The organism is Streptomyces sp. NPDC007157 (assembly GCF_040634235.1).
Lineage (GTDB): Bacteria > Actinomycetota > Actinomycetes > Streptomycetales > Streptomycetaceae > Streptomyces.
In genome coordinates this window covers 15,087-27,429 of sequence record NZ_JBEYFE010000033.1, presented here as the reverse complement: position 1 = coordinate 27,429, position 12,343 = coordinate 15,087, and the positions used below count along the sequence as shown (strand labels likewise).

Below are 12,343 nucleotides of genomic sequence, written 5' to 3'. Positions count from 1 at the left end.
CACCGATGACCGAGTACACGACCGACGCCGCGCGCGAGCCAGGCAGCCAGTGGTACGACGGCGAGGCCGGGCCTCTCGTCCGTCCCTACGCCATGACCGGCGGCCGCACCAGACCCGGCCCCACCGGAGTGCGGTTCGACCTGATCGCCCTGGTCACGCTGGACCCGGGCGCGCCCGGCGTCGACGACGACACCGCACACGGCCCCGAACACCGGGCGCTGATCGACCTGTGCCGGGTGGAGACGCAGTCCGTCGCCGAACTCGCCGCCGGCACGGACCTTCCGGTGGGCGTGGTCCGGGTGCTCCTGGGCGATCTGCTGGAACTGGGCTGCGTCACCGTGAGCCGTCCGGTGCCACCGGCCCAGCTTCCCGACGAACGGATTCTGCGCGAGGTCATCGCGGGATTGCGGGCACTGTAGATGAGTATCCGGAACCAACCGGGCGCGCGCCGGTCGGAACAGACGCGTTCCGGTCCAACCGCCCGTGAAGGGCCGACGGTTGTCATGATGCTGGCTTCGCGTCCCGACCGGACCGACCGGCGTCGCGCGAAGCCCGACCGGCGTCGCGCGAAGCCCGACCGGCGTTGCGCGAAGCCCGAGCAGCGCCTCGCGAAGCCCGAGCGGTGTCCCTGGCCCTCCGAGCCTTCTGAGCATGCCGTCCGATAGCCGGCCCTCACGAGAGAAGTGATCATGGTCTCCGAGTACTCCGAGCCCGCCGACGACGACACGTCGGCCATGGCGCTCAAGATATTGGTCGCCGGCGGCTTCGGCGTCGGGAAGACGACCCTGGTCGGAGCCGTCAGCGAGATCCGGCCGCTGCGCACCGAGGAAATGCTCAGCGAAGCGGGCCAGCTGGTGGACGACACGGACGGCGTGGACCAGAAGGTCACCACCACCGTCGCCATGGACTTCGGCCGCATCACCATCCGCTCCGGGCTCTCCCTCTACCTCTTCGGCACCCCGGGCCAGGACCGCTTCTGGTTCCTCTGGGACGAACTGTCGCAGGGAGCCCTCGGCGCCGTCGTCCTCGCCGACACCCGCCGCCTGGAGGACTGCTTCCCGGCGGTCGACTACTTCGAGCACCGGCACATCCCGTTCGTCGTCGCCGTCAACTGCTTCGTCGGCGCCCGGAACTACGGCGCGCGTGACGTCTCACGCGCCCTGGACCTGGACCAGGGCACGCCCGTGGTGCTGTGCGACGCCCGCGACCGGGACTCCGGCAAGGAGGTGCTGATCCGACTCGTCGAGTACGCCGGGCGGATGCACACAGCCCGGCTCCTCGACTCGGTGGGCTGAGCGTCAGCCCGTGAGGTCCTTGAGCGCCACCACCTTCTCGACGGTGACCCGGACCAGCAGCTCGCCCGGGACGCCGTTGCGGGCACCGAACTCCTCCGCGCTGTCCTCTCCCATGTAACGGGCCGCGATCCGGGTGGCCCAGTCACGCAACGGACCAGGTTCCTCCGACAGCCTGGCGCGCCCGTTCAGCACCACGAAATGGAAGGGGGGCCGGTCGTCGTCCACGCACAGGGCGACCCGCCCGTCGCGGGTCAGATTGCGCCCCTTCACCGTGTCCTTGCCGGTGTTGAAGACCAGGTCGTCCCCGTCCAGCAGGAACCAGACGGGGGCCACGTGCGGGCTGCCGTCGGCGTTGACGGTGGACAGCTTGCCGGTGCGGGTGCCGTGCGAGACGAACGCCCGCCATTCCTCGTCGGTCATCTTCTGTGCCATGTCCCCATCCTCCTTGCCCGGACGCCGGTGGTGGGGAAGGCTGGCGGGGAGATCCTCCAGCCAGGGGGAGACGGCACACGGGGAGACGCTACGACATGGCGCAGAACCAGGGACTCGGCTGGCTGCTCGACGACCTGACCGAGCGCGTGGAGCACGTACGGCACGCGCTGGTCCTGTCGAACGACGGGCTGGTCACGGGAGCGAGCACCGGCCTTCGCCGGGAGGACGCGGAGCATCTGGCCGCCGTGGCCTCCGGGCTGCACAGCCTCGCCAAGGGCTCCGGACGGCACTTCGGCGCGGGCCAGGTCCGCCAGACGATGATCGAGTACGACGACGCGGTCCTGTTCGTCACCGCCGCCGGAACCGGCAGCTGTCTGTGCGTGCTCAGCGGCGCGGAGGCGGACATCGGCCAGATCGCCTACGAGATGACGCTGCTCGTCAACCGGGTCGGCGAACACCTCGGCGTGGACGCCCGGCAACCGGAGCGTCCCTCCACAGTGGACCTCTGACCTGCTGTTTCACCCCCTCTCGCGGAGTTGTCCACAGGCCCGCCAAGAGATCCGCCGGAGCGGCTACGGTTTTTCCACGGCGAGCGCATCCGGCGCGAGCCACCCGCTCCACGGGGGAGTACGACCATGGCCGGCACCACCATCGCCCGACCCCGCCCGCTCAGCTGCACGTTCAGCCGCGCCGCCCGCGAACTGGGCCTCAGGCGAGGTGAGTTCGACCTCGCGGTACATCTTGGCCGGATCCGCACAGTGCCCGACGAGGGCGGCGGAGGCCGCCGCGTCACCCGGGCCGAGATCGAGCGGCTCCAGGACCGGGCGGAATCCCTCCGCGCGAGCGTGCGAGCCGTCGGTACCACTGAGGGCGCGGCCCTGATGAAGATCCCGGCGGGCAGGTTCACCCGCTTCGCGAAACTCGGCCTGGTGACCCCCGTGAACTGGTACCCGAACCGCTATCGGGCCGTGGTCTGGCTCTATCTGGCCGAGGAACTACGGCAGTTCGCGGCCGACGAGGAGAACGCACCGCTGCTCACCGGCCGTACGCCCGAGGAGTTGCGTGACCGGCTGAGGGCGGGAGCGGACCAGCGGGCGCGCAACTGGCGCGGACGCCACTTCGGTTTCCTGCTGAGGGAGGCGGACGGGCCGTGGGAGCGGGCCGGGGCGACGGCCGGCTTTCTGGACCCCGACGAGATCGACGACGCTCTGACGGATCCTCACGAGCGTGCGCATGTGAAGGCCCTCCGGCCGGCCCCGCCCGCCCACGGCGCACCGGGCTCGCCCACCGCGCTGCTCGCCGGGGAGCTGATGACGGCGGACGAGCCGGACGAGATCGACTGGTTCCGGAACGACCTGGCACGGGCCGTGGCGGAGGCCCGCACGTTCCGGCCCGCGCCCCGCCCTGCCGAGCAGCCGCTCACCGCCGCCGCGCGATCGCAGCACCCGGCACCGGCACCACCGGTGCAGCCGCGCGGCCTGCGCGGCTGGCTGCGTCTGCACTACAAGGCCCTGAACAGCCCCTCCTGGACGACCGACACCAGCAGCCGCCCCTCCAGATCGTAGACCCGCCCGCGGGCCAGGCCCAGGCCACCGGTGGCGATGGGGGACTCCTGCTCGTACAGGAACCACTCGTCGGCACGGAACGGCCGGTGGAACCACATGGCGTGGTCCAGCGAGGCCATGTCGAAGTTCCGTGGCCCCCACAGGGGCTCGACGGGGACCCGTACCGCGTCCAGAAGGGTCATGTCGCTGGCGTAGGTCAGCGCGCAGGTGTGCACCAGCGGATCGTCACCCAGCGGACCGACCGCGCGCATCCACACCGCGCTGCGCGGCTCGGCGCCCGCTATCTCCTCGTGATTCCAGCGCAGCCGGTCGACATAACGGATGTCGAAGGGCTGACGGCGCGCCATCCGCTCCAACTGCTCGGGCAGCTCGCCCAGATACTTGCGGATCTCCTCGGCGAGTGTCGGCAGCGACTCCGGGTGCGGCACCTCGCGGGCCGGCGGCAGCTGGTGCTCGAAAGCTCCCACCTCAGGCTTGTGGAAGGAGGCGGTCAGATTGAAGATCGTGCGGCCCTGCTGCACGGCGGTGACCCGGCGCGTCGTGAACGACCGCCCGTCCCGGATCCGTTCGACCTGGTACACGATCGGCACGCCGGGCCGACCCGGGCGCAGGAAGTACGCGTGCAGCGAGTGCACCGGGCGGTCGCCCTCCGTGGTGCGGCCGGCGGCGACCAGCGCCTGGCCCGCCACCTGGCCGCCGAAGACCCGTTGGATGGACTCCTGGGGACTGCGGCCACGGAAGATGTTGACCTCGATCTGCTCGAGGTCGAGCAGGTCGACCAGTCTCTCGGCCGGGTTCGTCATGGGTGGGGTTCTCCTGTGGTCAGAACGGGCCGGGTCAGAGCTGACCGACATCGGTGACGCGGACGACCGCGCGGCCTTCGGCGTCCGAGGCCGTCAGGTCGACCTCCGCGCTGATGCCCCAGTCGTGGTCGTCGTTCGGGTCGTCGAAGATCTGCCGGACGCGCCACAGCGCGTTCTGCGGCTCCTCCTGGATCACGAGCAGCTTCGGGCCGCGCGCGTCGGGACCGGTGCCCAGGTCCTCGTACTCGTCCCAGTACTTGTCCATGGCCTCGCCCCAGGCATCGGCGTCCCAGCCGGACTCCGCGTCCATCTCGCCCAGTTCGTCGACGTGGTCGAGGGCGGCCAGCTCCACGCGGCGGAACATCGCGTTGCGGACCAGCACGCGGAAGGCGCGCGCGTTGGCGGTGACCGGCTTGACCTCGTCGGCCTTCTCCTGGGCCTCCTCGGCCGTCATCTCCTCCGGGTTGGCGAGCTGCTCCCACTCGTCCAGCAGACTGGAGTCGACCTGGCGGACCATCTCGCCCAGCCACTCGATCAGGTCCTGCAGATCCTCCGACTTGAGGTCGTCGGGGATGTTGTGGTCCAGCGTCTTGTACGCGCTCGCCAGGTAGCGCAGCACGATGCCCTCGGTGCGGGCCAGTTCGTAGAAGGACACCAACTCGGTGAAGGACATCGCCCGTTCGTACATGTCCCGGATGACCGACTTCGGCGACAGCGGATGGTCGCCGACCCAGGGGTGGCTCTTGCGGTAGGTGTCGTACGCGTGGAAGAGCAGCTCTTCCAGGGGCTTCGGGTAGGTGACGTCCTGGAGGCGCTCCATGCGCTCCTCGTACTCGACGCCGTCCGCCTTCATGGCGGCCACCGCCTCACCCTTCGCCTTGTTCAGCTGGGCGACCAGGATCTGCCGCGGGTCGTCCAGGGTGGACTCGACCACGGACACCATGTCGAGGGCGTAGGACGGCGATTCGGGGTCGAGGAGTTCGAACGCGGCGAGCGCGAACGTGGACAGCGGCTGGTTGAGCGCGAAGTCCTGCTGGAGGTCGACCGTGAGACGGACGATACGGCCGGTCGGGTCCGGCTCGTCCAGCTTCTCGACGATGCCGCCGTCGAGGAGCGAACGGTAGATGGCGATCGCCCGGCGGATGTGCCGCAGTTGCTGCTTGCGCGGCTCGTGGTTGTCCTCCAGCAGATGACGCATCGCGTCGAAGGCGTTGCCCGGGCGGGCGATCACCGACAGCAGCATCGTGTGCGTCACCCGGAAACGCGACATCAGCGGCTCCGGCTCGGACGCGATCAGCTTCTCGAACGTGGTCTCCGACCAGGCGACGAAGCCCTCCGGCGCCTTCTTGCGCACCACCTTGCGGCGCTTCTTCGGGTCGTCGCCCGCCTTCGCCAGCGCCTTCTCGTTCTCGATGACGTGCTCGGGCGCCTGCGCGACCACCAGACCGGCCGTGTCGAATCCGGCCCGGCCCGCCCGGCCGGCGATCTGGTGGAACTCACGGGCGCGCAGCGTGCGCACCCGGTTGCCGTCGTACTTGGTGAGGGCGGTGAACAACACCGTGCGGATGGGCACGTTGACGCCCACACCCAGGGTGTCCGTGCCGCAGATGACCTTGAGCAGACCGGCCTGCGCGAGCTTCTCCACCAGCCGCCGGTACTTGGGCAGCATGCCGGCGTGGTGGACGCCGATGCCGTGCCGGACGTACCGGGAGAGGTTGCGGCCGAACTTGGTGGTGAAGCGGAAATTGCCGATCAGCTCGGCGATCTGCTCCTTCTCCTCCTTCGAGCACATGTTGATGCTCATCAGCGCCTGCGCCCGCTCCACCGCCTGCGCCTGCGTGAAGTGCACGATGTACACCGGCGCCTGCCTGCTCTCCAGCAGTTCGGTGAGCGTCTCGGTGAGCGGGGTGAACTTGTACTCGTAGGACAGCGGCACCGGGCGGGTCGCCGAGCGGACCACCGAGGTGGGACGGCCGGTGCGGCGGGCGAGGTCCTTCTCGAAGAAGGAGACGTCGCCGAGGGTGGCGGACATCAGGATGAACTGCGCCTGCGGCAGTTCGAGGAGCGGGATCTGCCAGGCCCAGCCGCGGTCGCCCTCGGCGTAGAAGTGGAACTCGTCCATGACGACCTGGCCGACGTCCGCCTGCCTGCCGTCACGCAGGGCGATGGAGGCGAGCACCTCGGCGGTGCAGCAGATGACGGGCGCGTCGGAGTTCACGGAGGCGTCGCCGGTGAGCATGCCGACGTTCTCGGTGCCGAAGATCTTGCACAGCTCGAAGAACTTCTCCGACACCAGCGCCTTGATCGGCGCCGTGTAGAAGGTGACCTCGTCCCGGGCCAGGGCGGCGAAGTGCGCGCCCGCGGCGATCATGCTCTTGCCGGAGCCGGTCGGTGTCGACACGATCACGTTCGCCCCGGAGACCGCCTCGATCAGCGCCTCCTCCTGGTGGGGGTAGAGCGTGAGACCGCGCTCCTGCGCCCACGACTCGAAGGCTTCGTACAGGGCGTCGGGGTCGGCGGTCGGCGGCAGTCGATCGATGAGGGTCACGCACCCATCTTGCCTGGCCCGACCCCCGAGGGGGGAATCGGCTACGACGCCGATGATCACGACCCCTATGCTGTGTCGCCGACGGAGCGTCATCGCACCCGGTCAACTGGACAGCGGCACACGAGGAATGGGGCGCACAGCGGCCATGATGGGACCAGCACACTCACTGTCGGGAGCCGCCGCCTGGCTCGGCGTCGGAGCCGCGGCCGCCGCGGCCGGGCACGGGATGCCCTGGCCGGTGCTCCTGGTCGGGGCACTGATCTGCGCCGGCGCCGCGCTCGCCCCGGACCTCGACCACAAGGCCGCCACCATCTCGCGCGCCTTCGGACCGCTGTCACGCTGGGTCTGCGAGATCGTCGACAAGCTCTCCTACGCCGTCTACAAGGCGACCCGGAAGCCGGGCGACCCGCGCCGCAACGGTGGGCACCGGACGCTGACCCACACCTGGGTGTGGGCGGTGCTGATCGGCGGGGGCTGTTCCGCCGCGGCGATCCTCGGCGGCCGCTGGGCGGTGCTGGCGATCCTCTTCGCGCACATGGTGCTGGCGATCGAGGGCCTGCTGTGGCGGGCCGCCCGCGGCTCCAGCAGCGACATACTGGTGTGGCTGCTCGCGGGGACCAGCGCCTGGATCCTGGCGGGCGTCCTGGACAAGCCGGGCAACGGCTCGGACTGGCTGTTCACCCAGCCCGGCCAGGAGTACCTGTGGCTGGGGCTGCCGGTGGTGCTGGGGGCGCTGGTGCACGACATCGGGGACGCGCTGACCGTCTCCGGCTGCCCGATCCTGTGGCCCATCCCGATCGGCCGCAAGCGCTGGTACCCGCTGGGCCCGCCGAAGGTCATGCGGTTCCGCGCGGGCAGCTGGGTCGAGCTCAAGGTGCTGATGCCCGTGTTCATGGTGCTGGGCGGCATAGGCTGCGCGGCCGCCCTGAACGTGATCTGACCGCGGGGGCTCCGGGGTCAGCCGGTCTGCCCCGAGCCACCCCCGTAGCGCCGTTCGAACGCGGCGACGCGGCCCTCGGTGTCCACCGTGCGGGCCTTCCCGGTGTAGAAGGGGTGGCTCTCCGAGGAGATCTCCACGTCGACCACCGGGTAGGTCTCGCCGTCGTCCCAGTCGATGGTCTGGTCGCTGGTCGCGGTGGACCGGGTCAGGAAGGCGTATCCGGCGGCGCGGTCGCGGAAGACCACGGGGTGGTAGTCGGGGTGCTTGTCCTGCTGCATGGCGGCTCCTCGAACAAGGCGGACAAGGCGGACAGGGCGGTCGGGGCGGTCGATGCGGCGTCAGCCGTAGGCGGTGTCCTCGTCGACGATGTGCATCGCGGCCTCCTCGGCGGAGGCCCCGGCGCCGTCGATGCCGACGTCAGTGGCGACGAGACCGTTCTCGTCGTCCTCGTGCGCCCCCTCGTCGGGTGCCACGAGGCGGCCGGAGCGCAGATCGCCGACCTCGTTGTCCAGGAGTTCACCGTCGCTGCCCTGACAGTCGCCGATGCCGTCGCCGTCGGGCGCGGCGGGATCGGGCAGCTCCTCGGCGAGCCGCTGGTCCAGGGTCTCGCCCCGGTGGCCCTCCGCCGCGGTGACCCCGGTGTGCTCCACGGCCCAGGGCCGCTCGGGCGGGGACCAGCCCCGGTCCAGGGGATCGCTGACGCCGTCGGACTCCAGCGTGTCCTCCACGTCGAGCAGTCCCGTGTCCTCGCGGATCTCGGATCCGTCGGGCTGGTAGACGTCGTCCCCCCATCCGTCGGCGGTGGTCACGGCTACCTCCAGGGGGTGAGGCGGCGGTCCGAGGGGCGGGCCGCCGGCACGCTCGGCACGGGCCTCACGCGCCGCGAACCCTCCGGTTCCCGGCCCGTCCCCGAACCGGTGCCGCTCTCCAGCCTTCCACCCCTGCTCGTACCCGCGCAACGGCACGGGGCTCGACCTGCGGCGCGCACCCCGTGCCACGGCCGGTCACCCGTGCCACGACCGCCACAGCGCCGCGTAGGCGCCGTCGGCCGCCACCAGCTCGTCATGGCTGCCGAGCTCGCTGATCCGGCCGTTCTCGACCACGGCGATGACATCCGCGTCATGGGCGGTGTGCAGCCGGTGCGCGATGGCGACCACGGTGCGGCCGTCGAGGACCCGGGCCAGGGAACGCTCCAGATGGCGGGCCGCGCGCGGATCCAGGAGCGAGGTCGCCTCGTCCAGGACGAGAGTGTGCGGGTCGGCCAGGACCAGCCGGGCCAGCGCGATCTGCTGGGCCTGCGCCGGGGTCAGCGTGAGGCCGCCGGAGCCCACCTCGGTCTCCAGACCCTGCTCCAGGGCTCGCGCCCAGCCGTCCGCGTCCACCGCCCCCAGGGCCGCCCACAGCTCGGCGTCCTCGGCGCCGGTCCGGGCGAGCAGCAGGTTGTCGCGCAGGGAGCCCACGAAGACGTGGTGCTCCTGGTTGACGAGGGCGACATGGGAGCGGACCCGTTCGGCGGTCATCCGGGACAGCTCGGCGCCGCCGAGGGTGATCCGGCCGTCGCGGGGCGCGTAGATCCCGGCGAGCAGCCGGCCCAGGGTGGACTTGCCCGCACCCGAGGGCCCCACCAGGGCGAGGCGGGTGCCGGGCGCGACCTCCAGGGAGACCTGGCGCAGCACGTCGACGCCCTGCAGGTAGCCGAAGCGGACCTCGTCCGCGTGCACCTCGCGGCCCTCGGGAGCCAGCGAGGCGTCACCGGCGTCCGGTTCGATGTCCCGGACGCCGACCAGCCGGGCCAGCGACACCTGGGCGACCTGGACCTCGTCGTACCAGCGCAGGATCAGGTTCACCGGCTCGACGAGCATCTGGGCGATGAGGGCGCCCGTGGTCAGCTGGCCCACGTCGAGCCGGCCGTCGATGACGAGGGCGCCGCCGATCATCAGCACCGAGCCGAGCACGGTGGTGTGGGTGGCGTTCATGGCCGGGAACAGCACCGAGCGCAGCCACAGCGTGTAGCGCTCCCATGCCGTCCACTCCTTGACCCGGCGTTCGGACAGGGCGATGCGCCGGGCGCCGAGCCGGTGCGCCTCGACGGTGTGCCCGGCGTCCACGGACTCCGCGAGGGCGGCGGCCACCGACGCGTACCCGGCGGCCTCGGAGCGGTAGCCGGCGGGCGCCCGCTTGAAGTACCAGCGGCAGACGATCACCAGGATCGGCAGGGCGAGCAGCACGGCGGCGGCCAGCGGCGGCGCCGTGACCACGAGACCGCCGAGCAGCAGCACCACCCACACGACGCCGATGGACAGCTGTGGCACGGCTTCCCGCATGGCGTTGGCGAGCCGGTCGATGTCGGTGGTGATCCGGGACAGCAGATCACCCGTGCCCGCCCGCTCCAGGACGCCCGGCGGCAATCCGACGGACCGGACGAGGAAGTCCTCGCGCAGGTCGGCCAGCATCCGCTCGCCGAGCATGGCGCCCCGCAGCCGTACCTCGCGCACGAAGACGGCCTGGACGGCGAGCGCGAGCACGAACAGGCCGATGGTCAGGCCCAGATGGAGGTCACGGGCACCGTCCGACACCCGCTCGATCAGGCCGCCGAGCAGGTACGGGCCGACCATGGAAGCGATCACGGCCACGGTGTTGACCAGGACGAGGACGGAGAAGGCCCGGCGATGCCGGCGGAACAGTTCGGCCACGTAGGCGCGCACGGTCGAGGTGGCGCCGACGGGCAGGGTGGTGGCCGTCGTCGGGGCCGCCGGGTCGTACGCCGGTGGAGCGACGCCGATCATGCGCTTTCCTCGATCTCTTCCAGCGCACTGCCTCGCAGCGCGGCTTCTTTCTCCTCGGGCGCGCCGCCTCGCAGGGCGGCTTCTCTCTCCTTGAGCGTGCCGCCTGGCAGGGCGACGTCCGCGTCCCTCGTGTTCCGCACGGCGGCTTCGTCGTCGGTCTCCCGGGTCACCACCGCCCGGTACCGGGGCTCGGTGCGCACCAGTTCGCGGTGCACGCCGACCGCCTCGACCTCGCCCTCGTGGACGAGGACGACCCGGTCGGCCCGGTCGAGCAGCAGCGGCGAGGAGGTGAACAGCACGGTCGTACGGCCGGACCGCACCTCGCGGATGCCCTCCGCGATCCGCGCCTCGGTGTGCGAGTCGACGGCGGAGGTCGGCTCGTCCAGGACGAGCACCTCGGGGTCGGTGATCAGCGACCGGGCCAGTGCGAGCCGCTGGCGCTGGCCGCCCGACAGGGAGCGGCCCCGCTCGGTGATCCGGGCGTCCAGCGGGTCGGTGACGTCCAACGAGCCCTGGACCAGGGCCTCCAGGACGTCCGCGCACTGGGCGGCGGCCAGCGCCTCCTCGGCCCGCACGGCGCCGGAGGCCGGCACGTCGAGCAGGTCGCGCAGCGAACCGGAGAGCAGCACCGGGTCCTTGTCCTGGACGAGCACCGCGGTGCGGGCGGTCTCCAGGGGCAGTTCGTCGAGCGGTACACCGCCGAGCAGCACGGAGGTGGCGGCCTCGGCGGGGTGGCCGCCCAGCCGTTCGGCGAGGTGGCCGGCCGCGTCGGGGTCGCCGCAGACCACGGCGGTCAGCCGGCCCGCGGGCGCCAGCAGACCGGTGTCCGGGTCGTACAGGTCACCGTCCGGCATCGCGTCCGCGCGCGAGCCGCCGGTGTCGGTGGCCCGCTCCAGGGAGAGCACCCGGGCGGCCCGTTTCGCCGAGGGGCGCGAGAAGGAGTACGCCATGGCGATCTCGGTGAAGTGCTGCAACGGGTAGTTGAGGATCATGACCGAGCTGTAGACGGTGACCAGTTCGCCGACGGTGACCCGGCCCTGCCGGGCGAGGTGGACGCCGTGCCAGACCACCGCGATCAGCAGCAGCCCGGGCACCAGCACCTGGATCGCGGCGATCAGGGACCACATCCGGGCGCTGCGCACGGCGGCCCGGCGCACCTCCTGGGAGGCGCGGCGGTAGCGGTCGAGGAAGAGGTCCTCGCCGCCGATGCCGCGCAGCACCCGCAGTCCCGCCACGGTGTCCGAGGCCAACTCGGTGGCCCGGCCGGCCTTGGCGCGCTGGAAGTCGGCGCGCCGGGTCGCCCGGGGCAGCAGCGGCAGCACGGCCAGCGCCACCAGCGGCAGTCCCGCGGCGACCACCCAGCCGAGTGCGGGCTGGTAGAAGAGCAGGCCGACGCCGACCACGACGACCGTCAGGGCGGCCGCGGTGAACCGGGAGACCGCCTCGACGAACCAGCCGATCTTCTCGACGTCGCCGGTGGAGACGGCGACCACCTCGCCGGCCGCCACCCTCTGGGTCAGCGCCGAACCCAGCCGGGCGGCCTTGCGGGCGAGCAGTTGCTGGACGCGGGCGGCCGCGGTGATCCAGTTGGTGACGGCGGCCCGGTGCAGGAAGGTGTCGCCGACGGCGATCGCCGCACCGCACAGCACGAGCAGACCGCCCGTCAGCGCCAGACGGGTGCCGGAGCGGTCCACGACGGCCTGGACGGCGAACCCCACACAGAAGGGCAGCGCGGAGACGGCCGTGAAGTGCAGCAGTCCCCAGGCCAGCGCCTTGAGCTGGCCACCCAGTTGGTTCCGCCCGAGCCACCACAGGAATCGAGGACCCGAACGTGCGTCCGGCACGCCCGGATCGGAATACGGAAGATCTTGAATTTGCATGACGTCCCAGCGGCTCGTGTCGGGGGAAGGTGGCGACAAGCCGTGAAAGGTTCGCGTCGCAGCGTGGTCGAAATCAAACGGTTTTCCCGGACGG

12 protein-coding genes are annotated in these 12,343 nt (G+C 71.4%); 5 read left to right on the top strand and 7 right to left on the bottom strand.

The window, feature by feature from the left end; all coding sequences use genetic code 11:
• Positions 1-5 precede the first annotated feature (5 nt).
• Both ABZ642_RS39920 and ABZ642_RS39915 read left to right on the top strand, forming a co-directional pair.
• Positions 6-419: a DUF742 domain-containing protein gene (locus ABZ642_RS39920; protein ID WP_360494404.1), complete on the top strand. Its 414-nt coding sequence runs from the start codon at positions 6-8 to the stop codon at positions 417-419.
• Between the two features lie 270 nt (positions 420-689).
• Complete coding sequence (locus tag ABZ642_RS39915; RefSeq protein ID WP_360494401.1) at positions 690-1,295, top strand: ATP/GTP-binding protein; 606 nt, start codon at positions 690-692, stop codon at positions 1,293-1,295.
• Positions 1,296-1,298: 3 nt separating this feature from the next.
• Here the strand turns inward: ABZ642_RS39915 and ABZ642_RS39910 are convergent, their stop codons facing one another.
• On the bottom strand, positions 1,299-1,727 hold the full coding sequence (locus ABZ642_RS39910; protein ID WP_360494399.1) for a PPOX class F420-dependent oxidoreductase: 429 nt from the start codon (positions 1,725-1,727) through the stop codon (positions 1,299-1,301).
• Positions 1,728-1,822: 95 nt separating this feature from the next.
• On the opposite strand from ABZ642_RS39910, the gene ABZ642_RS39905 reads away from it, so the two are divergent.
• A complete protein-coding gene (locus ABZ642_RS39905; protein WP_360494396.1) occupies positions 1,823-2,236 on the top strand; it encodes a roadblock/LC7 domain-containing protein in 414 nt (137 codons plus the stop codon).
• A 126-nt stretch (positions 2,237-2,362) separates the two neighbouring features.
• Positions 2,363-3,292 carry a DUF6397 family protein gene (locus ABZ642_RS39900; protein ID WP_360494393.1) on the top strand — a complete coding sequence of 310 codons (930 nt, stop codon included), beginning with the start codon at positions 2,363-2,365 and terminating at the stop codon, positions 3,290-3,292.
• On the opposite strand, the gene ABZ642_RS39895 is transcribed toward ABZ642_RS39900, so the two are convergent.
• Positions 3,229-4,095: an acyl-CoA thioesterase II gene (locus ABZ642_RS39895; RefSeq protein ID WP_360494390.1), complete on the bottom strand. Its 867-nt coding sequence runs from the start codon at positions 4,093-4,095 to the stop codon at positions 3,229-3,231. The two genes, ABZ642_RS39900 and ABZ642_RS39895, sit on opposite strands and share 64 nt — an antisense overlap.
• A 34-nt stretch (positions 4,096-4,129) precedes the next feature.
• Complete coding sequence (locus ABZ642_RS39890; protein WP_360494387.1) at positions 4,130-6,643, bottom strand: DUF3516 domain-containing protein; 2,514 nt, start codon at positions 6,641-6,643, stop codon at positions 4,130-4,132.
• 145 nt (positions 6,644-6,788) lie between these two features.
• Between ABZ642_RS39890 and ABZ642_RS39885 the strand changes: the two genes are divergently transcribed.
• Positions 6,789-7,583: a metal-dependent hydrolase gene (locus ABZ642_RS39885; protein WP_351698647.1), complete on the top strand. Its 795-nt coding sequence runs from the start codon at positions 6,789-6,791 to the stop codon at positions 7,581-7,583.
• 17 nt (positions 7,584-7,600) lie between these two features.
• On the opposite strand, the gene ABZ642_RS39880 is transcribed toward ABZ642_RS39885, so the two are convergent.
• From ABZ642_RS39880 to ABZ642_RS39865, 4 genes are all read right to left on the bottom strand, one after another.
• Entirely contained in the window at positions 7,601-7,861 is a 261-nt protein-coding gene (locus tag ABZ642_RS39880; RefSeq protein WP_360494384.1) for a type B 50S ribosomal protein L31, read from the bottom strand.
• A gap of 60 nt (positions 7,862-7,921) precedes the next feature.
• A complete protein-coding gene (locus ABZ642_RS39875; RefSeq protein WP_360494381.1) occupies positions 7,922-8,392 on the bottom strand; it encodes a DUF5709 domain-containing protein in 471 nt (156 codons plus the stop codon).
• A 195-nt stretch (positions 8,393-8,587) separates the two neighbouring features.
• A complete protein-coding gene (locus ABZ642_RS39870) occupies positions 8,588-10,369 on the bottom strand; it encodes an ABC transporter ATP-binding protein (RefSeq protein ID WP_360494378.1) in 1,782 nt (593 codons plus the stop codon).
• Positions 10,366-12,249: an ABC transporter ATP-binding protein gene (locus ABZ642_RS39865; protein ID WP_360494376.1), complete on the bottom strand. Its 1,884-nt coding sequence runs from the start codon at positions 12,247-12,249 to the stop codon at positions 10,366-10,368. Before ABZ642_RS39865 ends, ABZ642_RS39870 begins: the two co-directional genes overlap by 4 nt.
• Positions 12,250-12,343 lie beyond the last annotated feature (94 nt).

Coding starts and splice junctions, on each gene's coding strand:
- ABZ642_RS39900 (WP_360494393.1), top strand. CDS start 2,363: ATGGCCGGCACCACCATCGCCCGACCCCGCCCGCTCAGCTGCACGTTC.
- ABZ642_RS39915 (WP_360494401.1), top strand. CDS start 690: ATGGTCTCCGAGTACTCCGAGCCCGCCGACGACGACACGTCGGCCATG.
- ABZ642_RS39910 (WP_360494399.1), bottom strand. CDS start 1,727: ATGGCACAGAAGATGACCGACGAGGAATGGCGGGCGTTCGTCTCGCAC.
- ABZ642_RS39885 (WP_351698647.1), top strand. CDS start 6,789: ATGATGGGACCAGCACACTCACTGTCGGGAGCCGCCGCCTGGCTCGGC.
- ABZ642_RS39895 (WP_360494390.1), bottom strand. CDS start 4,095: ATGACGAACCCGGCCGAGAGACTGGTCGACCTGCTCGACCTCGAGCAG.
- ABZ642_RS39880 (WP_360494384.1), bottom strand. CDS start 7,861: ATGCAGCAGGACAAGCACCCCGACTACCACCCCGTGGTCTTCCGCGAC.
- ABZ642_RS39920 (WP_360494404.1), top strand. CDS start 6: ATGACCGAGTACACGACCGACGCCGCGCGCGAGCCAGGCAGCCAGTGG.
- ABZ642_RS39865 (WP_360494376.1), bottom strand. CDS start 12,249: ATGCAAATTCAAGATCTTCCGTATTCCGATCCGGGCGTGCCGGACGCA.
- ABZ642_RS39870 (WP_360494378.1), bottom strand. CDS start 10,369: ATGATCGGCGTCGCTCCACCGGCGTACGACCCGGCGGCCCCGACGACG.
- ABZ642_RS39905 (WP_360494396.1), top strand. CDS start 1,823: ATGGCGCAGAACCAGGGACTCGGCTGGCTGCTCGACGACCTGACCGAG.